Source organism: Bradyrhizobium sp. WSM4873, from assembly GCF_055811355.1.
Window position 1 is genome coordinate 36,580 of the sequence record NZ_JBVVPS010000016.1, and the last position, 25,037, is coordinate 61,616.

At 64.2% G+C, this 25,037-nt stretch carries 22 protein-coding genes; 9 read left to right on the forward strand and 13 right to left on the reverse strand.

Annotation, left to right across the window (positions count from 1 at the left end):
- Positions 1–198 precede the first annotated feature (198 nt).
- Positions 199–3,336 carry an efflux RND transporter permease subunit gene (locus AC0L21_RS21140; RefSeq protein ID WP_473263767.1) on the forward strand — a complete coding sequence of 1,046 codons (3,138 nt, stop codon included), beginning with the start codon at positions 199–201 and terminating at the stop codon, positions 3,334–3,336.
- A 28-nt stretch (positions 3,337–3,364) separates the two neighbouring features.
- Here AC0L21_RS21140 and htpG read toward each other — a convergent pair whose 3' ends face one another.
- The 4 genes from htpG to AC0L21_RS21160 form a co-directional block, all read right to left on the reverse strand.
- The gene (htpG, locus tag AC0L21_RS21145) at positions 3,365–5,242 is read right to left on the reverse strand and encodes a molecular chaperone HtpG (protein ID WP_473263768.1); all 1,878 of its coding nucleotides are present in this window, start codon (positions 5,240–5,242) and stop codon (positions 3,365–3,367) included.
- A gap of 122 nt (positions 5,243–5,364) precedes the next feature.
- Positions 5,365–5,778, reverse strand: a complete 414-nt coding sequence (locus AC0L21_RS21150; RefSeq protein WP_473263769.1) for a hypothetical protein — start codon at positions 5,776–5,778, stop codon at positions 5,365–5,367.
- A 262-nt stretch (positions 5,779–6,040) separates the two neighbouring features.
- The gene (locus tag AC0L21_RS21155) at positions 6,041–6,640 is read right to left on the reverse strand and encodes a nuclear transport factor 2 family protein (protein WP_473263770.1); all 600 of its coding nucleotides are present in this window, start codon (positions 6,638–6,640) and stop codon (positions 6,041–6,043) included.
- 154 nt (positions 6,641–6,794) lie between these two features.
- Positions 6,795–7,601 carry a response regulator gene (locus AC0L21_RS21160; RefSeq protein WP_007597237.1) on the reverse strand — a complete coding sequence of 269 codons (807 nt, stop codon included), beginning with the start codon at positions 7,599–7,601 and terminating at the stop codon, positions 6,795–6,797.
- Between the two features lie 220 nt (positions 7,602–7,821).
- Here AC0L21_RS21160 and AC0L21_RS21165 point away from each other — a divergent pair, with 220 nt between their 5' ends.
- The gene (locus AC0L21_RS21165; RefSeq protein WP_027565572.1) at positions 7,822–8,052 is read left to right on the forward strand and encodes a NepR family anti-sigma factor; all 231 of its coding nucleotides are present in this window, start codon (positions 7,822–7,824) and stop codon (positions 8,050–8,052) included.
- Complete coding sequence (locus AC0L21_RS21170) at positions 8,052–8,600, forward strand: sigma-70 family RNA polymerase sigma factor (RefSeq protein WP_007597240.1); 549 nt, start codon at positions 8,052–8,054, stop codon at positions 8,598–8,600. Before AC0L21_RS21165 ends, AC0L21_RS21170 begins: the two co-directional genes overlap by 1 nt.
- A gap of 104 nt (positions 8,601–8,704) precedes the next feature.
- On the opposite strand, the gene AC0L21_RS21175 is transcribed toward AC0L21_RS21170, so the two are convergent.
- The 8 genes from AC0L21_RS21175 to AC0L21_RS21210 form a co-directional block, all read right to left on the reverse strand.
- Positions 8,705–9,403 (reverse strand): nitroreductase, encoded by a 699-nt coding sequence (locus tag AC0L21_RS21175; protein ID WP_473263771.1) that lies wholly within the window; start codon positions 9,401–9,403, stop codon positions 8,705–8,707.
- Between the two features lie 137 nt (positions 9,404–9,540).
- Complete coding sequence (locus AC0L21_RS21180; protein WP_473263772.1) at positions 9,541–10,785, reverse strand: acyl-CoA dehydrogenase; 1,245 nt, start codon at positions 10,783–10,785, stop codon at positions 9,541–9,543.
- 136 nt (positions 10,786–10,921) lie between these two features.
- Complete coding sequence (locus tag AC0L21_RS21185; RefSeq protein WP_473263773.1) at positions 10,922–12,166, reverse strand: acyl-CoA dehydrogenase; 1,245 nt, start codon at positions 12,164–12,166, stop codon at positions 10,922–10,924.
- A gap of 14 nt (positions 12,167–12,180) precedes the next feature.
- The gene (locus AC0L21_RS21190) at positions 12,181–13,308 is read right to left on the reverse strand and encodes an acyl-CoA dehydrogenase family protein (protein WP_473263774.1); all 1,128 of its coding nucleotides are present in this window, start codon (positions 13,306–13,308) and stop codon (positions 12,181–12,183) included.
- Positions 13,309–13,335: 27 nt separating this feature from the next.
- On the reverse strand, positions 13,336–15,207 hold the full coding sequence (locus AC0L21_RS21195) for an AMP-binding protein (protein ID WP_473263775.1): 1,872 nt from the start codon (positions 15,205–15,207) through the stop codon (positions 13,336–13,338).
- Positions 15,208–15,250: 43 nt separating this feature from the next.
- The gene (locus AC0L21_RS21200) at positions 15,251–16,057 is read right to left on the reverse strand and encodes an enoyl-CoA hydratase/isomerase family protein (RefSeq protein WP_473263776.1); all 807 of its coding nucleotides are present in this window, start codon (positions 16,055–16,057) and stop codon (positions 15,251–15,253) included.
- A gap of 186 nt (positions 16,058–16,243) precedes the next feature.
- The gene (locus AC0L21_RS21205; protein WP_473263777.1) at positions 16,244–17,002 is read right to left on the reverse strand and encodes an SDR family NAD(P)-dependent oxidoreductase; all 759 of its coding nucleotides are present in this window, start codon (positions 17,000–17,002) and stop codon (positions 16,244–16,246) included.
- Positions 17,003–17,058: 56 nt separating this feature from the next.
- Positions 17,059–17,763, reverse strand: coding sequence for a TetR family transcriptional regulator (locus tag AC0L21_RS21210; protein WP_473263778.1), 705 nt, complete (start codon positions 17,761–17,763; stop codon positions 17,059–17,061).
- Between the two features lie 107 nt (positions 17,764–17,870).
- Between AC0L21_RS21210 and AC0L21_RS21215 the strand changes: the two genes are divergently transcribed.
- Positions 17,871–19,043 (forward strand): acetyl-CoA C-acetyltransferase, encoded by a 1,173-nt coding sequence (locus AC0L21_RS21215; RefSeq protein WP_473263779.1) that lies wholly within the window; start codon positions 17,871–17,873, stop codon positions 19,041–19,043.
- 205 nt (positions 19,044–19,248) lie between these two features.
- Positions 19,249–20,793 (forward strand): acyl-CoA synthetase, encoded by a 1,545-nt coding sequence (locus AC0L21_RS21220; protein ID WP_473263780.1) that lies wholly within the window; start codon positions 19,249–19,251, stop codon positions 20,791–20,793.
- Between the two features lie 17 nt (positions 20,794–20,810).
- Here AC0L21_RS21220 and AC0L21_RS21225 read toward each other — a convergent pair whose 3' ends face one another.
- Positions 20,811–21,353 (reverse strand): methylated-DNA--[protein]-cysteine S-methyltransferase, encoded by a 543-nt coding sequence (locus AC0L21_RS21225; RefSeq protein ID WP_473263781.1) that lies wholly within the window; start codon positions 21,351–21,353, stop codon positions 20,811–20,813.
- A gap of 139 nt (positions 21,354–21,492) precedes the next feature.
- On the opposite strand from AC0L21_RS21225, the gene AC0L21_RS21230 reads away from it, so the two are divergent.
- From AC0L21_RS21230 to AC0L21_RS21245, 4 genes are all read left to right on the forward strand, one after another.
- Positions 21,493–22,311: an alpha/beta fold hydrolase gene (locus AC0L21_RS21230; RefSeq protein ID WP_473263782.1), complete on the forward strand. Its 819-nt coding sequence runs from the start codon at positions 21,493–21,495 to the stop codon at positions 22,309–22,311.
- 2 nt (positions 22,312–22,313) lie between these two features.
- Positions 22,314–23,126, forward strand: a complete 813-nt coding sequence (locus AC0L21_RS21235; RefSeq protein WP_473263783.1) for an alpha/beta fold hydrolase — start codon at positions 22,314–22,316, stop codon at positions 23,124–23,126.
- A gap of 187 nt (positions 23,127–23,313) precedes the next feature.
- Complete coding sequence (locus AC0L21_RS21240; protein ID WP_473263784.1) at positions 23,314–23,988, forward strand: GntR family transcriptional regulator; 675 nt, start codon at positions 23,314–23,316, stop codon at positions 23,986–23,988.
- 143 nt (positions 23,989–24,131) lie between these two features.
- Positions 24,132–24,932 carry a phytanoyl-CoA dioxygenase family protein gene (locus tag AC0L21_RS21245; protein WP_473263785.1) on the forward strand — a complete coding sequence of 267 codons (801 nt, stop codon included), beginning with the start codon at positions 24,132–24,134 and terminating at the stop codon, positions 24,930–24,932.
- Positions 24,933–25,037 lie beyond the last annotated feature (105 nt).

The window sequence follows — 25,037 nt, forward strand, 5'->3', positions numbered from 1 at the left end:
GCAAAGCATCCAGCGCAGGAATCCGTTCGCTGGCCGAAGCGAACGTACTAGTCTTTCGATCACAACGCCGGCCCGGACCGACGATGTTCCAGGGCAATCAACAGGCAAATGGGCTGAAGGAAACGCACTTGCGCTCTCGGGCGCGACTCCGCTGTGCGCGGGGAGAAGATGCGCTGGCCAGGGCTGTGGTGTCAGGGCATGCAAGAGAGCTTCTCGTCTCCGTTCATCCGCTATCCGATCGGCACCTCACTGCTGATGGCGGGCATCCTGTTCGTAGGCCTCGTGGCCTATCCTCTGCTGCCGGTTGCACCGCTGCCTCAGGTCGACTTTCCGACCATTCAGCTCTCGGCTTCGCTCCCCGGCGGCAGCCCCGAGACCATGGCCTCTTCCGTGGCGCAGCCGCTCGAACGCCAGCTCGCACAGATCCCCGGCATCACGCAGATGACGTCGACCAGCTCACTGGGTTCGGCGTCGATCACGATTCAGTTCGACCTCAACCGCAAGATCGACGCCGCCGCCAACGATGTGCAGGCAGCGATCAATGCAGCGAGCGGCCAATTGCCGAAGAACCTGCCCTCGCCTCCCACCTATCGCAAGGTCAACCCGGCGGACTCGCCGGTGATGATCCTGTCCGCGACGTCCGACACGCTGCCGCTGACCGTCGTCAGCGACCGCACCGATGCGCAGCTCGCGCAACAGATCAGCCAGTTATCCGGCGTCGCCCAAGTGTTCGTCGGCGGACAGCAGAAACCCTCCGTACGCATACAGATCGATCCGGCCAAGCTCGTCGCCAAGGGCCTGTCGCTGGAGGACGTGCGCGCCCAGATCGCGGCAGCGACCGCCGACAGCCCGAAGGGCAGCATCGACGGGGCCAAGCGCGCCTACACGATCTACGCCAACGACCAGCTCACCCAAGCCCAGCATTGGCAGGACGTCATCGTCGCCTATCGCAACGGCGCTCCATTGCGGATCCGCGACATCGGTGAGGCCGTGGCAGGGCCGGAGGACATGAAGACGGCGGCTTGGGCCGACGGCAAGCGCGGCGTGTTCCTCGTCATCTTCAAGCAACCCGGCGCCAACGTCATCGAGACCGTCGATCGCATCAAGGCGCAGCTGCCGCGGCTGGTCGCGGCCATCCCGCCCGCGATCTCGATCAAGGTCATCAGCGACCGCACCATCACCATCCGCGCCGCCGTCGAGGACGTACAGATCACGCTCATGACCACTATCGCGCTCGTGGTGATGGTGATCTTCATCTTCCTCCGCAGCTTCTGGGCGACGATCATCCCGAGCATCACGGTGCCGCTAGCGCTACTGGGAGCCTGCTCGCTGATGTGGGTCTTCGGCTATTCGCTGGACAACCTCTCCTTGATGGCGCTGACGATCGCGGTCGGCTTCGTGGTGGACGACGCCATCGTGATGCTGGAGAACATCACCCGTTACGTCGAGCAGGGCGAGAGGCCGCTTGCTGCGGCCTACAAGGGCGCGGCCGAAATCGGCTTTACGATCGTCTCGATCAGCATCTCTCTCATCGCGGTGCTGATCCCGTTGCTCCTGATGGGCGGCATCATCGGCCGGCTGTTCCGCGAATTCGCGGTCACGCTGGCGATGGCGATCCTTGTTTCTCTGGTGGTGTCGCTGACCCTGACGCCGATGATGGCCTCGCGCTTCCTGCGCGCCAACCATGAGGCCCGGCACGGCCGCTTCTACCAGTGGAGCGAGCGGATGTTCGAAAGGGTGCTCGGCGCCTACGAACGCGGGCTCGACGTCGCGCTGCGCCACAGTTTCGTCACGCTTTGCATCTTCTTCGCGACCGTAGCACTCTCGATCTACCTCTTCATCCTGATCCCGAAGGGTTTCTTCCCGCAGCAGGACAACGGCTTCCTCACAGCCGTGTCCGAGATGCCCCAGGACATCTCCTTTGCCGAGATGAAACGGCGCCAGGTGGAACTCAACACCATCGTGCAGGCCGACCCTGCCGTCGATTCGATCGCGATGTTCATCGGCGGCGGCGGTACGGCACTGAACTCGGGGCGCATGTACATCACCTTGAAACCGCTGGAGGAGCGCGATGCCGGCGCACAGCAGATCATCGCGCGGCTGCGGCCCAAGATCGCCAAGGTGGAGGGCGCCAAGCTCTATATGCAGGCCTCGCAGGACGTTCGTCTCGGCGGCCGCGCCACCCGCACTCAGTTCGAATTCACGCTCCAGGACGCTAACCTCGCCGAACTGAACGAATGGGCGCCGAAAATCCTCGATGCGATGAAGACGCTGCCGCAACTGCGCGACGTCGCGACCGACCAGCAAACCGAAGGCACGACGGTTCAACTCAGGATCAATCGCGACACCGCCGCACGCTACGGCATTCACCCGCAGCTGATCGACGACACCCTCTATGACGCGTTCGGCCAGCGTCAGGTCGCGCAATATTTTACCCAGACCAACAGCTATCACATCGTCCTGGAGATCACACCGGACCTGCAAGGCCAGCTCGGTACGCTCGACAAGATCTATCTCAAATCACCGCTTACCGGCGACGAGGTGCCGCTCTCGGTGTTCTGCAACTGGACCAATGTGCCCGTGCGACCGCTTGCGATCTCGCATCAAGGCCAATTTCCGTCGGTGACGATCAGCTTTAATCTCGCCGAGGGCGTGGCGCTGGGACAGGCGACCGACGCGGTGCTGCACGCGGTCCGCGAGATGCGCGCGCCGCCGGCGCTGGCAACAAGTTTTCAGGGTACCGCGCAGGCATTCCAGCAATCGCTCGGCACCGTGCCGTTGCTGATCCTCGCCGCACTGGTTGTGGTCTATTTGATTCTGGGCGTGCTCTACGAGAGCTACATTCATCCTCTGACCATCCTGTCCACGTTACCCTCGGCTGGCGTCGGCGCCGTCGCGATCCTGATGATCTTCGGCTTCGACTTCAGTCTCATTGCCCTGATCGGAGTCATTCTCCTGATCGGCATCGTCAAGAAGAACGGCATCATGATGGTGGATTTCGCCATCGCGGCCGAACGCGAGCAGCATCTCACCCCGGAGCAATCGATCCGCCAGGCGGCGCTGCTGCGCTTTCGCCCGATCATGATGACAACGATGGCCGCCCTGCTAGGCGGCGTGCCGCTGATGCTCGGAAGCGGCACCGGCTCCGAAATCCGCCAACCGCTCGGTTATGCGATGGTCGGCGGCCTTCTCGTAAGCCAGGCGCTGACGCTGTTCACGACCCCGGTCGTCTACCTCTACCTCGACCGCTTCTCCGACCTGCTCTCGCGCTGGATGGAGAAGAAGCCGCAAGCCACCGTCGCGTGCGATGAGCAGAAGGATCACGCGGCGGAATGAGCGCGGCGGCACATATGTCCTGCGCCGGCTACCCGCCGAGCCCCTGCAACACCAGCCGGTTCAGTCTGGCCGCAAACGCCGCAGGGTCCTCCGGCAGCTCGCCGTCCAGAATCTGCGCCTGTTCGAGCAGGAGCAGGCTGAGATCGTCAACCGTCTTGGAGCCGGCCTGAGCCTTCGTGATCGCCGTCACCAGCGGATGGCGCAGGTTGATCTCGAGGATCGGCTTGGTGCGCATGCCACGGTTCTGCTGAGCCAGGATGCGCTCGAGCTCGCGGCTCGGGCCCTGGCTGTCGGCGACGAGGCAGGAAGCGGAGCTGGTAAGACGCGTCGAGGCCTTGACGTCGCTGACGCGCTCGCCGAGCGCGGCCTTGATCATCGCGATGCTGGCGGCCTCGTCGGCGGGCGGCTCGTCCTTTTTCGCCTCGTCGGCCTCGTCGACGCGCGGGATCAGGTCGAGATTGAGATCGCCCTGGCTCAGCGACTTCAGCGGCTTGCCGTCAAACTCCGAGGGCATCGAGGTCCAGAAGGCGTCGACGGGATCGGACAGCAGCAGCACTTCGATGCCGCGCGCAGTCGCAGCCTCGAGCCTGGGGTTCGACTTCAGCCGGTCGATGCTGTCGCCGACGAGATAATAGATCTCGGTCTGGTTCGGCTTGAAATCGGCGATGACGTCCTTGAGCGAGCGCTTCTCGCCCGAGGTCGTGGTGAAACGCGACAACGCGAGCAGCTTTTCGCGGCGCTCGAAATCCTCGTAGATGCCTTCCTTCAGCACCGCGCCGAAGGCCTCCCAGATCTTCGCGAAGTTCTCCGGATCCTTCTCCGCCAGGCTTTCGAGCTCGGACAATACGCGGGTCGCCACGGCCTTGCGGATCTGCGCGAGCTGCGGATTGTTCTGAAGCATCTCGCGGGAGATGTTGAGCGGGAGATCCTCGCTGTCGACGACGCCGCGGATGAAGCGGAGGTAGCCCGGCAGCAGATCGGCATCGTCGGTGATGAAGACGCGGCGGACATACAGCTTGACGCGCCCCTTGCGGTTCGGCTCGAACAGGTCGAACGGTTTGGTCGACGGCGCGAACAGCAGCACGGCGTAGGAGTAACGCCCCTCCGCGCGATAATGCAGCGTCATCGCGGGATCGTCGAAGGCGGAGGCGATCTGCTGATAGGCCTTCTTGTAGTCTTCCGGCGTGAGCTCGGATTTCGAGCGCTGCCAGAGCGCGCTGGCAGAATTGATCTGGCGCGGTTCACCCTCTTCAGGCACGAGCTCGATGGGGAAGAGGATGTTGTCGGAATAAGCGCCGACGATGCGCTCGATCTCGTAAGCTTCGAGATATTTCTTCGCATCGTCCTTGAGATGCAGGACGATCTCGGTGCCGCGCTGCACGCGGCCCGCATCCTCCTCGCTGGCACGCGCGATCTCGAAGCCCGACCCGCCTGTGGACGTCCAGGTCCACACGTCGCTCTCGCCGGCGCGGCGGCTGACCACGACGATCTTGTCGGCGACCATGAAGGCGGAATAGAAGCCGACGCCGAACTGGCCGATCAGGCCGAGGCCATCCTTGGCCTCCTTGAGCTTCGATACGAAGGCCTTGGTGCCCGAGCGGGCGATGGTGCCGAGGTGGTCGATCAGCTCCTGCCGCTCCATGCCGATGCCGTTGTCGGCGATCGCAAGCGTTCCAGCCGTCTTGTTCGGAATGATCCGGATCTTGAGCGCGTCGCCTTCGCCCAGCAGCGCCGGAGTAGCGATGGCCTCATAGCGCAGCTTGTCGCAGGCATCCGATGCGTTGGAGACGAGCTCGCGCAGGAAGATATCGGTCTCGGAATAGACGGAATGCACCATCAGGTGCAAAAGCTCGGAAACCTCGGCCTGGAAGGGCTGCGTATGCACAGCCGTGTCTGACGTCGTCATGCGTTTACCCGGTCAATCGAAAGGGGAAGAAACCCGGGATACAACGCGAGGGGGCGGGGGATCAAGTGGACGTCAGCAATCGCCCTCCGGGGGGAGGGCGACTTGTCCGTGGCAAACGCCGGTCAGGTCACGCAGCGGCCGGGCTGGAGCAGTTTTGCGACCTCGGTCAAGGAGCTCACCATCGGCTCGCAGGCGATCGTCGGCTTTTTGCGGATCTGCTTCTGGTCCGGGAGCAACACCGGCGGCTTGGCGTTGCCGGTCTCGATCACCGCGGGGACCCGCAGCAGCACCGACGTGTCGGTCAGATCGTTCAGCCGCATCGACACGGTGCGGGTCGGAACCTCAGCCTGCTTGATCTCGGCCAGCCGGTCGGCTTTGCTGGAGCGATTGACGTTATGGCCCGGCTTGTCAGCGACCGGCTGCCAGCGGTCGGCCAGATCATGGCCGGACGCCAGCTGCACGGCGCCGACCTGGACGGCGCCAAGCGTCGCGGCGATCGCGACGGCACCTAAAAATACCTTTTGAATCTGTGACATGGTTGTCGGTCCCTCGCCCCATGGCGATCGCGGGAACAACGCGAGGAGGTGACCGGGAGTTCTCAGTCGTTAAGATCACTTAACCGTGTGCGAAAAAGGCACGCCGCCGCGAAAAATTCCCACGAAAAATTTCGCAACCGCCTGGAACGACTTTCGCGGACGGGAGTCGTCTCAACAGCCGGCTATTCCCCCCTGCCCCATAAGCCGGCGACGTAGGGCGCGACTGTGGTGATGCCAGTCGCGCCTTACTTTTGTCTGGCGTTCAGTTCCCCTTCCCCGCGAGCCACTCCCGCCCCTCCCCATAGAGCTTCTCGACCTCGGGCCCGGTCAGGCCCGGCATGTCGCGCTTGACCTTGTAGCCGATCAGCTCCTGCATGTAGGCGAGGTGGCGGTAGCCTTCCGGGAGCGCGGCAAGGGCTTTCTGGTCGAGCTGAAGTGTCGCGGCGGGATCGACCGGGTCGATCCGGTCCTTCTCGTAGATCGGCTGGCGGCGGACGATGCCCCATTTTTCCTGCCGCTTCTCCAGGAAATCGTAGAAGCGCCCGGTGCAGACGACGTCGCAGGGCACGTCGTGCACCGGCGCGCGCTGCGAGATGGTCATCTTGGTCTGCGCGATGGCGCGCGCCCCCTCGAGGTCGATACTGCAGCCGCCGAGGAAATGCAGGATGCGCACGCCCTTGGCGAACCCCTCCTGGCTGACCCGCATGAAATCCCGCGCCGGCCCCTGAAACCAGGTGGCGGACATCCAGCCCTCTTCATGCCAGACCGTGGCAAAGCGCTCCCAGTCGCCGGCGTCCCGCCACACCGCCCAGTTCTCGACGAGGTCGCGGATGGCGAGACGATCGAGGAGTTGCTGGTCCATGAACACTTCTCCGATGGCAGCGCGGCTGCAACGCAGCCGCTGCATGAGGTATGAGCGGCGAATTCGATAGCCGTCAAGCGTGGCAAGCCGGTCAACGAAAATCCGGCGCACCTTGCGGTACGCCGGATCGGATTTCGTCAAATGCCGGTCGCAGTTACGCCGCCGGCACCTTCGGCGCGCGGTTGCGGGAGTTGCGCTGGAAGAACAGCGCCTGGCTCGCCACCGCCGACACCATCGCCGGCTGGAACGGCTTTGAGATCAGGAACGCCGGCTCGGGACGCTCGCCGGTGAGGAAGCGCTCCGGGTACGCCGTGATGAACACCACCGGCACTTCGAAGGTGCGGAGCAGCTCATTGACGGCGTCGAGGCCCGACGAGCCGTCGGCGAGCTGGATGTCGGCGAGGATCAGCCCGGGCCGCTTGTTCTTGGCCAGGGCGACCGCATCGGCGTGGGTGCGGGCGACGCCAACGACATTGTGGCCGAGATTCTTCACCAGGCTCTCCAGATCCATGGCGATGAAGGTCTCATCCTCGATGATCAGCACGTCGGTGGCGATCTCGGCGGCCATCTCACGCCCTGCGGCATCTGCAAGCCGGCGCGTCTCGCCGACGTCGGTGCCGAGAATATAGCCGACCTCTTCTTCCGAGAATCCCTCGAGCGAGAGCAGCAGGAAGGCCTGCCGCGGCAACGGCGTGATGTTCGACAGCCGCCGCTCGGGCGGCATCGGCAGGTTCGTCACCTCGGAATCGTCGTTGACCGAAACGGAATTCCATATCTGGGTGAACAGCCGGAACAGGCCGGCGCGCGGCCCGTGGCTCTCGTCGAGCACCGACGGATCTCCCAGCATGGCTTCCAACATGGCTGCGACATAGGCGTCACCGGAGGACTGGCTGCCGGTCAGGGCGCGTGCGTACCGGCGCAACAACGGCAAGTGTTCAGCAACGAGCTGTGAACGGGACATCCCCACTCCATATATCTTCGGGCCGACCTTGACGTGCAGGCGTTAGGCGGGGGGCCCGGGTTCCCCTGCTGGGTTGATTACGCCTCAGGCGGAGAAAAGTTCCGCATAGGGGCGGAACTTTTTCTCGCAACTCGCATTGAGCCTATCCAGGGAACGGCTCCCGGTTGAGAGAACTTCTCGATTTTACAGCTACTTAACTCGGGGAAACGTGGAACAGGTCATGAAAGATCTCAAGTCTCAAGCCAGCAAAAGCACGACCCCCGGCAAGGGAGGGCTCACTCCGGAGATCCAATCCCGGATCGGGCACCAGCTGCGCGCCATGTACGACGACGTGGTGCGGCAGGGGGTTCCGGACCGGTTCGCGGAACTGATCAAGAAACTTGATGCGCCGGGAGCGGCACCCCAAGTGGAAAATGGTGGCGGCTCTAACGACAACAATGGGAGGGATTGATGCCTCTCACGGACTCCCTGCGTAACGACATCCTGGCGGCCGTGCCCAGCCTGCGCGCGTTCGCCATTTCGCTCAGCGGCAATGCCGATCGCGCCGACGATCTGGTCCAGGAGACGCTGTTGCGCGCGCTCGCCAACATCGACTCGTTCCAGCCCGGCTCCAACCTGCCGGCGTGGCTGTTCACGATCCTGCGCAACCTGTTCCGCTCCGACTATCGCAAGCGACGGCGGGAAGTCGAAGATGCCGAAGGCAACTATGCCAAGACGCTGAAGACGCAGCCCTCGCAGAACGCCCATCTCGAGTTCGAGGAATTCCGCACGGCGCTCGACAAGCTTCCGCAGGACCAACGTGAAGCGCTGATCCTCGTCGGCGCCTCCGGCTTCTCCTATGAGGACGCGGCTTCGATCTGCGGCTGCGCAGTCGGCACGATCAAGAGCCGCGTCAACCGTGCGCGCTCCAAGCTCGCGGCGCTGCTCTATGTCGACGGCGCCGAGGATTTCGGGCCCGACGAGACCATTCGCGCCGTGATCGGCGGCAGCGGCGGCTGACGGCCGGCGTCAATCGGACTGAGACCGCGATGAAGGCGGCCGCTTCCGCGGCCGTCTTCGTATATCTGAAGCGTGAAACTTGATGCGTGCCTGCGCCGCCTCGATCACTCGTCCACGAAGGTCACGGTCTCGGCCACGCTCGCACGCGACGTGCGGTAGCTGTTGACCTTGTGGGCATTGTCGGCATAGCCGAACGAAATGCCGCAAACGATGCGGCGATCATCAGGCAGATTGAAATGGCAGCGGATCAGGCCGGAGTGGCGCGCAAGCGCTGCCTGCGGAATCGTGCCGAGCCCGAGCGCCTGCGCGGCCAGCATGAAGTTCGAGACATAGGCGCCGCAATCGATCGCACCGTAGATGCCGAGCGGCTCGTCGGTGTGGATGATGGCCACATGCGGCGCACCGAAGAAATTGTAGTTCTCCAGCGCCTGCTTCGCGTAGGCCATCTTGTCTCCGCGCGCGATCCCGAGCGTGTTGTAGAGCTGAAAACCGCTCTCGCGACGACGCTCGAGATAGGCGCCGAGATATTCGCGCGGCGGCGGGAAATCATAGTCGTCCCCGAGACCGCCCGAAGCCTCCTTGTAGATCAGCCTGCGGAAACGCTCCTTGGCCTCGCCGCTGGCGATGACGACCTGCCAGGGCTGGCTGTTGCACCACGACGCCGTGCGTTGCGCGGTGGTCAGCAAATGTTCGATCGTCGAGCGATCAACTTCCTTGGCCAGGAAGGCGCGCACCGAGTAGCGCTCGTTGAGCAGCTCTTCGAGCACGCCAATGCGGTTGTTCTGATTGACTGCAGCGTCCATGGATCAGCTCGCACTCTTCTCGTAGGGTAGGCAAAGGCGCATAGCGCCGTGCCCACCGACAGACTTACCTCGGCGCATCTGCATATGGTGGGCACGCTTCGCTTTGCCCACCTTACGAGATGCAGCGAGAGGCTAGATCACCGTCCCTTGGCCGGAATCTTGTTATACGGCACGTCTTTGTCGACGCGGATGTCGCCCGGCAATCCCAGCACGCGCTCGGCGATGATGTTGCGCAAAATCTCGTCGGTGCCGCCCGCGATGCGCATCGAGGGCGACGACAGTAGCATCTGCTGGAACTGACCCTGCACGGTCTCTTCATCCGTGCCGGTGAGAACGCCGGCCGCGCCCTGGAGGTCCATGGCATAGGTCGCGATGTCCTGCAGCATCATGCCGGAGACGAGCTTGCCGATCGAATTCTCCGGGCCCGGCCGCTCGCCCTTGGACAGCGCCGAGATCGCGCGGTAGCTGGTGTATTTCAGCCCGCTCGACTTCACCGCCCAGCTCGCAAGTTTTGAGCGCACGGCGGGATCGTCGATGGCGAGGCCATCCTCCAGCATCAGATTGGAGCAGAACTCGAACATCTCGGGGACGCCGGTCGCAAGCCGCGAGCCAATCGACATCCGCTCGTTCATCAACGTGGTCAGCGAGACGCTCCAGCCCTCGCCGATCGCGCCGAGGCGCTGGCTGTCGGGAATGACGACGTCGGTGAAATAGACCTCGTTGAACTCCTGCATGCCGTTGGCCTGCTTGATCGGCCGCACCTCGACGCCGGGGCTCTTCATGTCCAGGAAGAACATGGTGAGCCCCTTGTGCTTGGGTACATTGGGATCGGTGCGCGCAATCAAAAGTCCGTAGTCGGAATAGTGCGCACCCGAGGTCCAGATCTTCTGGCCGGTGACAACCCAATTGTCGCCCTTCTTCTCCGCGCGCGTGCGCAAGCCTGCGACGTCGGAGCCCGCCGACGGCTCGGAGAACAGCTGGCACCAGATCTCCTCGCCCGCGGCGAGCTTCGGCAAATGGCGCCGCTTGGCGTCCTCGCTGCCAAAAGCCATCACGGTTGGGCCGCACATGCCCTCGCCGATCTGGAACGGCTGCGTCAGCTTGCCATAGACGCCTTCCTCCTGCTGCCAGATCACCCGCTCGATCGGCGTTGCACCCCGGCCGCCATATTCCTTGGGCCAATGCAGGCAGGCCCAGTTGCCTTCGGCCTTCTTCTTCTGCCAGGCCTTGCCGACATCGACGATGTCGTGGTTGGCGAGCCGGATGCGGCCGAGCGAGGATTTTGACAGCTCGGCCAAAAACTCCTTCGGCGCATTAGCCTCGACCCATTTGCGCGCGGTCTCGCGGAATGCGGCTTCCTGCGGGGTGTCGTCGAAATTCATCTTCGAACTCTCCTCTCTCGTGCCCCGGACGCTGCGCAGCGCGAAGCGGTGCGCTGCAGAGCCGGGGCCCATTGCGGCCTCCTGGGTCCCGGCTCTGCGGCGCGGTACTTCGTACCGCACCGCGTCCGGGACACGATCAGCCTCTTCCCTTCGTCGGGATCTTGTTGAACGGCACGTCCTTGTCGACCCTGATGTCGCCGGGCAGGCCCAACACCCGCTCGGCGATGATGTTGCGCATGATCTCGTCGGTGCCGCCTTCGACGCGGGTACCCGGCGCGCGCAGCAGCATCGCCTGGAAGCGGCCGGCGAGTTCGGCATCCTCGCCGCTGACCACTCCGCCCGCACCCTGCAAATCCAGTGCGTAGGTCGCGACATCCTGGATCATCGATCCCGCCACCAGCTTGCCGATGGAATTTTCCGGTCCCGGCCGCTCGCCCTTCGACAGCGCCGAGATCGCGCGCATGCTGGTGTATTTCAGCCCGCTCGCCTTCACGGCCCAGCTCGCCAGCTTCGAGCGCACCGCGCGGTCCTCGATTGCCGGGCCATCGTCCAGCACTAGGCTCGAGCAATAGTCGAACAGCTCGGGGAAGCCGGTCGAGACCGCCGCGCCGATCGCGCTGCGCTCGTTCATCAGCGTGGTCAGCGAGACGTTCCAGCCGTCACCGACCTCGCCGAGGCGCTGGTGATCGGGAATGCGGACGTTGGTGAAATAGACCTCGTTGAAGTCGGAAGCGCCGCTCGCCTGCTTGATCGGCCGCACCTCGACGCCCGGGCTCTTCATGTCCAGGAAGAACATGGTGAGGCCCTTGTGTTTGGGCACGGTCGGATCGGTGCGGGTGAGCAAAATGCCGTAATCGGAATAATGCGCGCCCGACGTCCAGATCTTCTGGCCGTTGATCACCCAGTCATCGCCATCCTTCTCGGCGCGCGTGCGCAGGCCCGCAACGTCGGAGCCGCCGGCCGGTTCGGAGAACAGCTGGCACCAGACCTTTTCGCCGGAGGCGAGCGGCGGCAGATAGGCGCGCTTATGCTCCTCGCGCGCGAACGCCATCATGGTCGGCCCGCACATGCCGTGGCCGATGATGAACATGCGGGATAGCTGACCGAACGGCCCCTCTTCCTGCTGCCAGATCACACGTTCGATCGGCGACGAGCCGCGGCCACCATACTCCTTCGGCCAATGCAGGCAGGCCCATCCGGCATCGGCCTTCTTCTTTTGCCAGGCCTTTGCCACTTCCAGAATGTTGGCGTTCTTCAATTGCGTGCGGCCGAGCGAGGACTTGCGAAGCTCCTCCTCGTACTGCTTGGGCGCATTGGCCGCGATCCAGGCGCGGGCAGTGGCGCGAAATTCAGCTTCCTGCGGGGTATCGTCGAAGTTCATGACGTTGCCTTTGCCTACGCCGCGTTCTTCTTGCGCATGCGGTCGATCAATTGGTCTTCCCAATAAGAGAGGCTGCCGAGCCCGAGCGCCATGGCGTTGGCGCGGCGGTAGTACATGTGGCAGTCGAACTCCCAGGTGAAACCCATGCCGCCGTGAACCTGGATGTTGTTCTTGGCGCAGTGCTGGAACGCCTGCGTCGCGCTGATGCGGGCCGCGGCGGCGGCTTCCGGCAGTTCCGCGGCGTTGGTCGAGAGTGCCCAGGCGCCGTAATAGCTGTTGGAACGCGCCAGCGTCGCCGACACGTACATGTCCGCCAGCATGTGCTTGACGGCCTGGAACGAGCCGATCTGTCGGCCGAAAGCGATGCGGTCGAGCGCATAGTCGCGGCCCATCTCCAGCGCGCGGTCGGAGCCGCCGACCTGCTCGAACGCGCAGAGCACCGCGGCGCGATCGAGCACCTGAGTCAAGATGCTCCAGCCTTCGCCGGTCGCACCCAGCGGCTCGGCCTTGCAATCCCTGAAATTGATCTCGGCCTGCCCGCGGGTCGGATCGAGATTGGAAAGGCTCTTCACCTCGACGCCGCCAGCCTTGAGATCGACAATGAACAAGGAGATGTCGCCGTCGCGCCCGCTCGATCCCGTGCGTGCCGCGACCACCGCGAAGTCGGCGATCGCGCCATCGGCGACCGGCTTCTTGACACCGTTGAGCACGCCATTCGCAGCCGAGAGCTTGACGTTCTTCGGTGAAGGATTGCCCTTACCCTCGAACAGCGCCAGCGTGCCGATCGCCTCGCCCGAGGCAATCGCCGGCAACCATTTCTTCTTCTGCGCGTCGCTTCCCGCGATCAGCAGCGCTTCGGCCGCGAGATAGACGGTGGAGGAAAACGGCACCGGTGCGTTCGCCCGGCCCATCTCTTCGGCGATCACGCAAAGTTCGAGATGGCCGGCGCCGGCACCGCCAAAGTCCTCTGGGATTGCGACACCGAGAAAACCCATCTCGGCGAGGCCCTTCCAGAGCTCCTTGTCGTACGGCGCCTTGCCGTCGAGAACTGTGCGCACAACTTTGGGCGAGCATTTCTCGGTAAGGAATTTGCGCGCCTGATCGCGGAGCTGCTTCTGGTCGTCGGAGAAATCGAAGTTCATGGCGCGTATCCGTGTTGATGATGTCGATTACTTGAGAATGATGACGTCTTGGTCGGGCTTGTCCGCATAAAGCCGCTCCACCAACGCGGCACGGCGCTCCAGGCCGGCGCGCTGGTTGATGTAGCCCTTGTCGGTGAGCTCGTTGCCGTCGATCGAGGGCGGTTCCTCCATCAGCATGGCGCGCGCGATGATGCGACTGCTGGCGCCTTCGCACTCCTTGTTGTGAGCCTCCAGCCCGCGCCTGAAGCATGCGATCACCTCGGGGTGCTTCACGGCGTCCTCGAAGCTCAAATCGGGAGTACCGACGAGTTGGCGGCAGGCGTGCAGGTTCGGCCAGGCGAGCAGGCCGATGAAGGCGCGATCCTGCCCCGCGACCAGCGCATCATGCACGACGGGCGTCGCGGCGGCGATCGCATCTGTACGCAGCGAGCCTACATGAACGAAGGTGCCCGTGGTCAGCTTGAAGTCCTCGACCACGCGCCCGGCAAAGATGATGCCCTTCACCGGGTCGGTGTCGTCGACGAAGATTCCGGCGTCACCGATGCAATAAAACCCTTCCTCGTCGAACATTTTCTTCGTCAGGTCAGGCTGGCCGAAATAGCCCGGCGTGACGTTGACGCCGCGCAGACGCAGCTCGTATTTCGAGCCGCACGGCACCATCTTCAACTCGACGCCGGGGAACGGCAAGCCGATCAGACCGACGCGCTCGGTGTCCCAATAGGTACCAGTCGAGGTCGGCGCGGTCTCGGTCGAGCCCCAGCCGGTGTAGAACACGATGCGCTCGCCGGTGGTCTTCACGGCGAGAGCCTGCATGCGGTCGTAAAGATCATCAGGCAGGCGCGCGCCGCCATAGGCCATGATCGAGAGATTCTTGAAGAAGGATCGGCACAGCGCGTCGTCCTTCTCCATGGCGGCGGCGAGCGCGACATAGCCGGCGGGCACGTTGGCGTAATAGGTCGGCGAGATCTCGCGCAGATTCCGGAGAGTTTCCTCGAATTGGCCCGGCATCGGCCGGCCGTCATCGATATAGAGCGTGCCGCCATCGACCAGGATCGGGTGAAACGCCGCGTTGCCGCCCATGGTGTGGTTCCAGGGCATCCAGTCCAGCATGGTCGAGATCGGACCGCCGGGATCGCGCGGCCGCACCTGCATCATCATCGCCGCATTGGCGCACATCATCGCTTGCGTGTTGATGACGGCCTTGGGCATGCCGGTAGAGCCTGATGTGAACAGCAGTTTGCCGACGGTCTCAGGCGTGATCTTCCCGATCGACGTTTCGACATCGGCAGTCACGGCTGTCGCCGCGAGCGCGGCAAAGCTGACGCTCTCGATGCCCTCGCAGGGCCGCAAGACGTGAACGACGGTGACGCCGGTGAGATCGAGCGCTTTCAGCGGCTTCTCGAAAGTCGGGCCGTCCTGCACCATCACCACGCCGGGCTTGATCAGGTCGAACAAATATTTCAGCTTGACGTGATCATGGCTCATCAAGGAGTAGGCGGGCGAGACCGGCGCGGCCGGGACGCGCGCCTGCATCGCGGCTTGCGTCATCAATGCGTGCTCGATCGAATTGCCGGAGAGGATCGCGACCGGGCGACCATCGAGCGCGAGATTGAGCAGGCCTTGCGTCAGCGCATCCACGGTGCGCTTGGCTTCGCCATAGGACAATTTGCGCCATTCGCGGTTCGGGCCGCCACGCTGGGCAAGCCAGATCCGCTCGGGCGCGTCCTTCGCCCATTTTGCCAGCGAAGCCGGGATATGCGTCTCGTAGGTCTGCAGCGGGATGCGCGACTTCAGAACCACCGTGCCGTCGTTGCGGCGCTCGACGTCGATGTCGCGCGCGAGCCACTCAACCTTGCGAAAGGCGGGCTTCGTCATCACCGCCGCCGCGCTTCCACTCATTTTGCGTCTCCCGGAATTTCTCGTCCTTTACGGATCTTCATTGTCAGCGCCTGATATAGACAGGCTTTCGCTTCTCAAGGAAGGCCTTGATGCCTTCCGAAAACTCCTCGGAGCGGCTGCACAGGACCTGGTTGCGATCCTCCATCGCGATCACGGCTTCCAGCGATCCGGCATCGACACTCATGTTGAGACATTCCTTGGACAGGCGCAGGCCCACGGGCGAGGCCATGATCATCGCGTCGACATAGGGTTCGGCGGCGGCATCGAGCTTGTCCTCGTCGACGATCTCGGAGACCAGCCCGACCGCGAGCGCGCGTTCGGCGCCGATGAAGCGGCCCGTGAGGATCAGCTCCGAGGCAACCGAGACACCGACAAGGCGTGGCAGGAAATAGCTGGTGCCGATGTCGCAGCCGCCAAGGCCGAGCTTGATGAAAGCGCAGTTCATCCGCGCCGATCTCGTCGCGATGCGGATGTCGGAGGCGAGCGCCAGCGCAAAGCCGCCGCCGGCTGCCGCGCCCTGTACCAGCGCGAGGATCGGCTGCGGGCAGCGCCGCATCAGCATCACGATATCGGCGATGCGCCGCTGCGAGTCGAGCGACTCCGTGACACCGGGCGGCTCCTGCTGGCCGGCACGGCGCGCCATTGCGGCCTTGAGATCGAGTCCTGCGCAAAAATTCTTTCCGGCGCCCTTCAGCACCACGACGCGCGTGTCGCGGTTGCGCTGGAGGCCCTGGAAGTAGACGTTGAGCGCGTCGATCAGCGCAGGATCGAGCGCGTTGAGGTATTCGGGACGATTGAGCGTCACGGTGTCGACGCCGTCATTGTGCTCGATCAGCAGCGGTTGGGACATGAGGCGCCTCGTGCTTGCCGCCATTCGCGGTGCCGATTGCTGCGCCCTCTCCCCTTGTGGGAAAGGGCATGTACGCTGCGAACCCGGAATTCGCTTGGGTGAGGGGTCTGTCTCCGCGGATAGAGACCCCTCATCCGGCGCGCTACGCGCGCCACCTTCTCCCACAAGGGAGCAGGAAAAAGAGCCCTACCGCGGCGCCATGCGGATCGCGCCGTCGAGACGGATGGTCTCGCCATTGAGCATCGGGTTCTCGACGATGTGCACGGCCAGCGAGCCGTATTCATTGGCGTCGCCGAGACGCGCGGGATGCGGCACCTGGGCACCGAGGCTCTTGCGGGCCTCTTCGTTCAAGCCCATCAGCAGCGGCGTCAGGAACAGGCCGGGCGCGATGGTGTTGACGCGGATCTTCTGGCTCGCGAGGTCGCGCGCCGCCGGCAGGGTGAGACCGACGACGCCGCCCTTCGACGCCGCATAAGCGATCTGGCCGATCTGGCCTTCGTAAGCCGCGACCGACGCGGTGTTGACGATGACGCCGCGCTCTTCACCGACCGGCTCGATCGTGACGAGGCGCTCGGCGAACAGACGCAGGCAGTTGAAGGTGCCGACCAGATTGACGTTGATGATGCGCGCGAACTTTTCCAGCGGGTAGACCCCATCGCGGCCGACAATGCGCTGCGAACCGCCGATGCCGGCGCAGTTCATCAGCACGCGCGCGACGCCGTGCGCGGCTTCCGCCTTGGCGATCGCCGCCTTGATCTGCTCCTCGCTGGTGACATCGGCGTGGAGCGCGATGCCCTTCACTTCGGCGGCAACCTTTTCGGCGTTTTCCTTGCTCTGATCGATCACGCCGATCTTCGCACCCTTGGCGGCCATGGCGCGGGCGGTCGCGGCACCAAGGCCCGACCCGCCGCCGGTGATGAGAACTGCAACGTCTTTCAACTGCATCGTAAGCTACCTTTTCCTTGGGCGTTTCTTCTCTAGACTTCTGCGTTCTGGCCGGATTATCCGGCCGCGGCAGCTTCCTCGATATTCGTGAGGATGCCGCCGCAGATCAGCGTTTCCATGTGCTTGATGTATTGCCGGCAAACGTCGTCGGTGACCGGGCCGACGCCGGTCGCGCGCGACATCGCGTGCCGGCCGAAGAACAAATGATCGCAGGCGCCGATCAGGCTGGTGTAGAACAGCACCGGATCGGTGGCGCGGAATTCGCCCTGACAGACGCCTTCGGCGAGCAGGCGGCGATGAAAGTCGAGCAGCGGCGCGACGAAGAATTTCGAGACTTCGTCCGCGGAGCCCGCGACGCTCTCGTGCAACAGATAGTGGATCAGCCGGTTCATGTAGGGAAACCGGTGATAGGCGCGGATGATGCCGCCGATATGCAGCTTCAGCTTCGCGGTCGGCGTGATCGGCTGCGCCAGCAGATATTCGAGATTGGACAATTCCGTCCCCGCGTCGCGCTCGAGCAGCGCCAACAGCAGGCCGTCCTTGTTGCCGAAGTGATATTTGACCAGCGCGGCATTGGCGCCGGACTTCTGGGCGATGTCGCTCAGCGAAATCTCGATCGAGGAGCGTTCGATCATCAGCTCGCTCGCGGCCACGAGCAATTTCTCTGCCGTGGAATTCTTTCCGCTGGGGAGCCTGTTCGGTACGCTGGTCGTCACGGAGATCCCTGATTTTGGCGCGAGAGCGGCCGCAGATAAGCCCAAGCAGCGCCTCCCCACAAGAGTTAATTGATCGATTGACTAAACAACCGGTCACCCCTTAAATCCACCCCGACAACCAACCATTCAGAATAATCCAGGGAGAAACCGACATGGCCGAGGCTTATATCGTCGCCGCTGCGCGTACCGCCGGTGGGCGCAAGGGGGGCCGCCTCGCCGGATGGCATCCGGCCGATCTCGCCGCGAAAGTGCTGGACGAGCTGGTCGATCGCACCAAGGTCGATCCCGCGCTGGTCGAGGATGTGATCATGGGCTGCGTCATGCAGGTCGGCGAGCAGTCCAACAATGTCGCGCGCAACGCCATCATGGCCTCGAAACTGCCGGAGAGCGTGCCGGGCACCTCGATCGACCGCCAATGCGGCTCCTCGCAGCAGGCGCTGCACTTCGCAGCCCAAGCCGTGATGTCCGGCGCGATGGACGTGGTGATCGCCGCTGGCGTGGAATCGATGACGCGCGTGCCTATGGGTCTGTCGTCGCAGCTTCCGGCCAAGAACGGCTTTGGCAATTACAAGAGCCCAGGCATCGAGCAGCGTTATCCGAACATCGTGTTCAGCCAGTTCACCGGCGCCGAGATGATGGCCGAGAAGTACGGCCTCTCCAAGGACGAGCTCGACGAGTACTCCTACAACAGCCATCAGCGCGCGATCGCGGCAACGCAGGCCGGCCACTTCAAGAAGGAGATCGTGCCGCTCGAGATCACCCGCGCCGACGGCTCCAAGGACACCCACCACATCGACGAGGGCATCCGCTTCGACGCCACGCTCGACGGCATCAAGGGCGTCAAGCTGATCGCCGAGAACGGCAAGCTCTCCGCGGCCAGCGCCAGCCAGATCTGCGACGGCGCCTCCGGCGTGATGGTGGTGAACGAGCGCGGCCTGAAGCAGCTCGGCGTGAAGCCGCTGGCGCGCGTCCACCACATGACCATGATGGGCGGCGATCCCGTGATCATGCTCGACGCACCGCTGCACGCCACCAAGCGCGCGCTGGAAAAGGCCGGCATGACGATCGACGACATCGACCTGTTCGAGGTCAACGAGGCCTTTGCCTCGGTGCCGACCGGGTGGCTGAAGACCACCGGCGCCGATCCGGAACGTCTCAACGTCAATGGCGGCGCCATCGCGCTCGGCCATCCGCTCGGCGGCTCCGGCACCAAGCTGATGACGACGCTCGTTCACGCCCTGCATCAGCGCGGCAAGCGCTATGGCTTGCAGACCATGTGCGAAGGTGGCGGCATGGCGAACGTGACGATCGTGGAGCGGCTGTAAACCCGCATTGCATCGCTCAGGCATTCCCACATGAAGGGTCGTCCCGGCGCAGGCCGAGACCCATAACCACAGAAGTTTGTGGTTAGGACTAGCTGGGCGACATCGCGTTTCGACAATCTGGATTGGTGGTTATGGATCCCGGCCCCCCGTGCGCAATTGCGCACTAGGCCGGGATGACACCTTATCTTGTTGAGAGATCTCGACCATGACGCATCCGTCCGTCTACGCAAAGTCCACGCCCAAAAAGATCGCCTACCAGATGGCCGGGACCGGCAAGGCGATCACCTATCGCGAGCTCGAGGAGCTCTCGAACCAGGGCGCGCACCTGTTCCGCTCGCTCGGGCTGAAGGCCGGCGACCACATCGCGCTGCTGATGGAGAACCGGCTCGCCTTCATGGAGATCTGCTGGGCGGCGCAACGCAGCGGGCTCTACTACACCGCGATCAGCCGCTATTTGAAGCAGGACGAGATCGACTACATCATCGCCGATTGCGGCGCCAAGGTCGTGATTACGACACCGAAATGCGCCGACCAGATCAAGGCCCTGATCAAGGGTGCGCCCGGCGAGCCGGTCTTCTACATGATGGACGAGCCGCAAGCCGGCTTCCGCTCCTATGACAAGGAAGCGGCCGCGCAGCCGACAACCCCGATCGCCGACGAGGTCGCCGGCTACGACATGCTGTATTCGTCAGGCACCACCGGCCGGCCCAAGGGCATCAAGAAGGCGTTCGAGGGCAAGCCGATCGACGAGCCGAACGCGTTTCTGCGCGTGCTCTGCGCCGGCATGTGCGGCATGAACGCCGAGACGACTTATCTCTCACCGGCACCGCTCTATCACGCCGCTCCCTTGCGCTTCAACATGATGGCGGTCGTGCTCGGCGGCACTTCCATCATCATGGAGCACTTTGACGCCGAAGATTTCCTGAAGCTGGTCGAAACGTACAACGTAACGCAGGCGCAGCTCGTACCGACCATGTTCGTGCGCATGCTCAAGCTGCCGGACGAGGTCCGCAACCGCTACGACGTCTCGACGCTCAAGGGCGCGATCCACGCCGCCGCGCCCTGCCCGGTCGAGGTCAAGGCCAAGATGATTGAATGGTGGGGGCCGATCCTGATCGAGTACTACGCGGGTTCCGAAGGCAACGGCGTCACCGTCTGCAACTCGAAAGAATGGCTGGAGCACCGCGGCAGCGTCGGGCGCGCCGTGGTCGGCAAGATCAAGATCCTGGACGAGAACGACGATGAGCAGCCGACGGGCGAGATCGGCACGGTCTATTTCGCCGATGCGCCTGTTTTCACCTATCACAACGATCCCGAGAAGACGAAGAAGGCCTACAACGCAAAAGGCTGGTCGACGCTCGGCGACGTCGGCTATCTCGACAGAGACGGCTTCCTCTTTCTCACCGACCGCAAGTCCTACATGATCATCTCGGGCGGCGTGAACATCTACCCGCAGGAAACCGAGGACGTGCTCATCACCCACCCCGAGGTCGCCGACGTCGCCGTGTTCGGTGTGCCGAACGAGGAGATGGGCGAAGAGGTCAAAGCGGTGGTGCAGCCGCACGATCCCAAGCGCGCCGGCAAGGAGCTCGAGGCCGACCTGATCGCCTACTGCAAGAGCCGCCTCTCGACGATCAAATGCCCGCGCTCGATCGATTTCGAAGCCGAGCTGCCGCGCACGCCAACCGGCAAGCTGGTGAAGCGGCATCTGCGCGACAAATATTGGCCGAAGGCGGCGGCGAAGATCTAGCCCGCGGCGTCATCGCCTCAGTCGAAGAAGCTCGGCGTGTGGTTCACCAGCGCGCCTTCGATCTCCAGCATCTTCAGCTTCGTCACCACGCCGCCATTCGCGGAGAAGCCGCCGGGCTTGTTGCCGGCCGCCAGCACGCGATGGCAGGGCACGACGATCGGGCAGGGATTGCGGCCGAGCGCCTGGCCGACGTCGCGCGACAGCTCGACACCGCCGAGCTGCTTGGCGATGTCGCCATAGGTGACGGTCTTGCCCGGCGGAATGGTGCGGGCGATCGCGTAGACGCCGCGGTTGAAGTCGGGCACCCCGTCGAGATCGAGCGGGATGTCGGTGAGGTCATCCGGCTCGCCGGCGAGCAGCTTTGTAATGCGGTCGATTGCCTGCTGCACTTCGGCGGTCGGCTCGGCTTCGCTGGCGTCGGCATGGCGCTGGCAGATGCGGGTGCGGATCTTCTGCTCCCCGCCCATCGGCAGTTGCGTGCCGTTGATGCCGCGCGGACCCCAGGCAATGGCGCATAGGCCGATCTTGCTATCGAACAGGGCAAAATGCTGGTCGGTCATGGTTCGGTCCCTGGCTTGCGCTTCCTCGCAGGCCCCCAATGTGAACTGAGCTCAAATCTAGGCTTGGAAATAGTTGCGATCCACCCGGTTTCGGGGAATCTTGCACAGGAGTTCCGCCTCCCCGTTTCGCGAGCCCGCAATGCAAAGCCTCCACGTCAACGGATACGACATGCCCTATCTCGACGTGGGCGAAGACCGGGACCGGCCGCCGCTGGTTTGCGTGCATGGTTCGCTCAACGACTTCCGTGTCTGGGGCTGCGTGCTCGGGCCGCTGACGCAGCGGCACCGGCTGATCTGCGTTAGCCTGCGGCACTTCTTCCCGGCGCGATGGGATGGCGTCGGCGACACCTATTCGATCGTCCAGCATGTCGACGACGTCATCGCCTTCATCGACAAGCTCGACCTCGGCCCGGTCGATTTGATGGGCCATTCCCGCGGCGGGCACATCAGCTTCCGCGTCGCGCAGCGGCGGCCGAATTTGCTCCGGCGGCTGGTGCTGGCCGAGCCCGGCGGCGAGCTCGATGCGAGCCTCGATCCCGACTACGCCGGCGGCCCCTCGCCGCTGCTGGCGCGGTTCACGGCCTCGGCCGAGAAGATCGCGGCCGGTGACATCGACGGCGGCCTCGCGGTCTTCGTCGACACGCTGGAAGGCGCCGGCACCTGGCCGCGGCTGCCGGCGCTGGTGAAGCAGAATCTGCGCGACAATGCTTTCACGCTGATCGGCCAGGTCCGCGACAACCGCCCGCCGTTCTCGAAGGCGGACGCGGAGTCCATCAAGATGCCGACGCTGTTCGTCCTGGGCGCGCGGACCAAGGGCCTGCTGCCGAAGGTGCTGCATGCGCTGGCGGCGCATGTGCCGTATTCCAGGACGGCGGTCATCCCGAACGCAACGCACCCGATGTTCGAGCAGGCGCCGCAGAAATACTCCGAAGTGGTGCTGGATTTTCTGGCGGGCTGATCATGCAGACATTTCACGTCAGTGGTTACGACATGGCCTATCTCGAAGTCGGCGAGGGGCCGCCGCTGGTCTGCGTGCACGGCACGCTCGGCGATTTCCGCACCTGGTATTCAGTGCTCGGTCCGCTGTCGAAATCGCATCGCGTGATCTCGGTGAGCCTGCGGCATTTCTTTCCCGAGCATTGGGATGCCGTCGGCGACGACTACAAGATGGCCCAGCACGTCGCCGACGTGATCGCTTTCATCGAGCAGGTCGAACCCACGCCGGTCGATTTGATGGGCCATTCGCGCGGCGGCCACATCGCGTTTCGCGTGGCGCAGTCGCGGCCGGATCTGTTGCGAAAGCTGGTGCTGGCCGAGCCCGGGGGCGATCTCGATGCGAGCCTGCCGGTGCCTGCGGGCACGCCCACGCACCTGCCGCTGGCCGCGCGCACGGCGCGCTCGGTCGAGATGATCCGCGCCGGCGACATCGAGGGCGCGCTGCAGAACTTCTACGAAGGCATCGAAGGCGACGGCTCGTGGCGGCGCGTGCCGGCGGCGGCGAAGCAGCAATTGCGCGACAACGCCATCACCTTCCTCGGCCAGGTCAACGAGCAGCGCAGGCCCTACACGCTCGCGGACGCGCAGGCGATCAGGGCCCCGACGCTCCTGATCGGCGGCGGCGCGACGACGGGGAGCCTTTCGGTGATGTGGCGCGTGCTGGCCGAGCACATCGCCGGGGCCAAGACGGCCGTGATCCCCGATGCCGGCCACTGGATGTTCGAGCAGGCGCCGCTGGAGTTCGGCGAGGCGGTGGACGCGTTTTTGGGGGAGTAAACGCCTCACGCTTTTTTCCTCGAAAACAACCCCATGCACAGTAGCCGAGCCTAGCAATATCAATGGCTTGGTGGGGCGCAAAAGCGGGCCCGACGCTCCATTGGCCGCGCTTGACGTCCTTATCCTCTCGCCGTATCCTTGAATACGGAATTCCGTATTCTCTCTCATGGTTCTCGGAGCTACCGGCGTGATCCCTCTCGACCCGCTTCCGAACCTGATCGACCAGGTCTATGCGCGGATTCTGGAGGCGATCTCCGACCGCACGCTGCAGCCCGGCCAGCGCATCCGGCAGAACGAGCTTGCCGACAGGCTCGGCGTGTCGCGCCAGCCGGTGTCGCATGCGCTGCACCTGTTGCACCGGCAGGGACTCGTCGCCGAAAGCGGCCGGCGCGGCTTTGAAGTCACCCAGCTCGATCCCGCACGCATCCGCCAGCTCTACGAGGTGCGCGGCGCGATCGATGCGCTGGCAGCGCGGCTAGCCGGCGAACGCGCGGCAAGCGATGCGGCGGGACGCGCGCGGCTGGAGGCGGCGCTCGCCGCCGGGCGCGGGATCGACGGCAAGACCACGCTCGCCGAGCTGATCGCGCTCGACGTCGCGTTTCATCGCGCGATCTATCGGCTCTCCGGCAATCCCGTGATCGAGGAGACGATTACTCCGCAATGGCCGCATATGCGCCGCTCGATGGCGACGGTGCTGTCCGAGCTGGATTATCGCGGCAGCGCCTGGGTCGAGCATGCCGACATTGCCGGCCATATTTTAGCAAGCGATGCGAAGGCGGCCGAACGCGCGGCGCTTGCGCACGCGCAGACGGCGGGACGGATGACCGAGGAGAGACTGAGGGCGACGGAAGAGGCGGCGTAGCCGCCCACGTTGTCGTTCCGGGGCGATGCGCAGCATCGAGCCCGGAATCCATCGGACGGCCTACGCTGCGGAGAAATGGATTCCGGGCTCACGCTTCGCGTGCCCCGGAATGACAACAAAACAAACCAAAAGGAGGACGCGCCGTGAAACTGTCCCAGGAGCAATTGGAGTTCTTCCACCGCGAGGGCTGGCTGTTCCTGCCCGAACTGTTCAGCCCGGAGGAGGTCGATCTCCTCGCGCGCGAGGCGGTCGCCATCTATGACGCGAACCGGCCGGAAGTCTGGCGCGAGAAGAGTGGCGCGCCGCGCACCGCCTTTGCCGCGCATCTCTACAACGAGGCGTTCCGCATTCTGGGTGCGCATCCGCGCATGATCGATCCGGTCGAGCAATTGTTCGGCGAGCAGGTCTACATGCACCAGTTCAAGATCAACGCAAAATCCGCCTTCACCGGCGACGTCTGGCAATGGCACCAGGATTACGGCACCTGGAAGCGCGACGACGGCATGCCCGAGCCACGCGCGATGAACATCGCGATCTTCCTCGACGAGGTGATGCCGATCAACGGTCCCCTGATGCTGGTGCCGCAGAGCCAGAACGCCGGCGACCTCAAGGCCTCGCACGACCTCGCGACGACCTCCTATCCGCTGTGGACGCTGGACGAGGAGACCGTGACGCGCCTCGTCAAGCAGGGCGGCATCGTGGCGCCGACGGGAAAGCCGGGCGGCATGCTGATGTTCCACGGCAATCTCGTGCACGGCTCGGCCGGCAACATCACGCCCTATCCGCGCAAGATCGTGTACCTGACGCTGAACGCGGTTTCGAACTACATCCGCACCCCGACGCGGCCGGAGTACATCGCGCATCGCGACTTCGCCCCGATCAAGACGGTGGCGGACGACGCGCTGCTGCGGCTCGCCCGTGCGCCGCGGCAGGCGGCGGAGTAAGCGTCATTCCGGGGCGGCGCGTAGCGTCGAGCCCGGAATCCATCAGGCCGCAGAAGTCGCGGATGGATGGATTCCGGGCTCGCGCTTCGCGCGCCCCGGAATGAC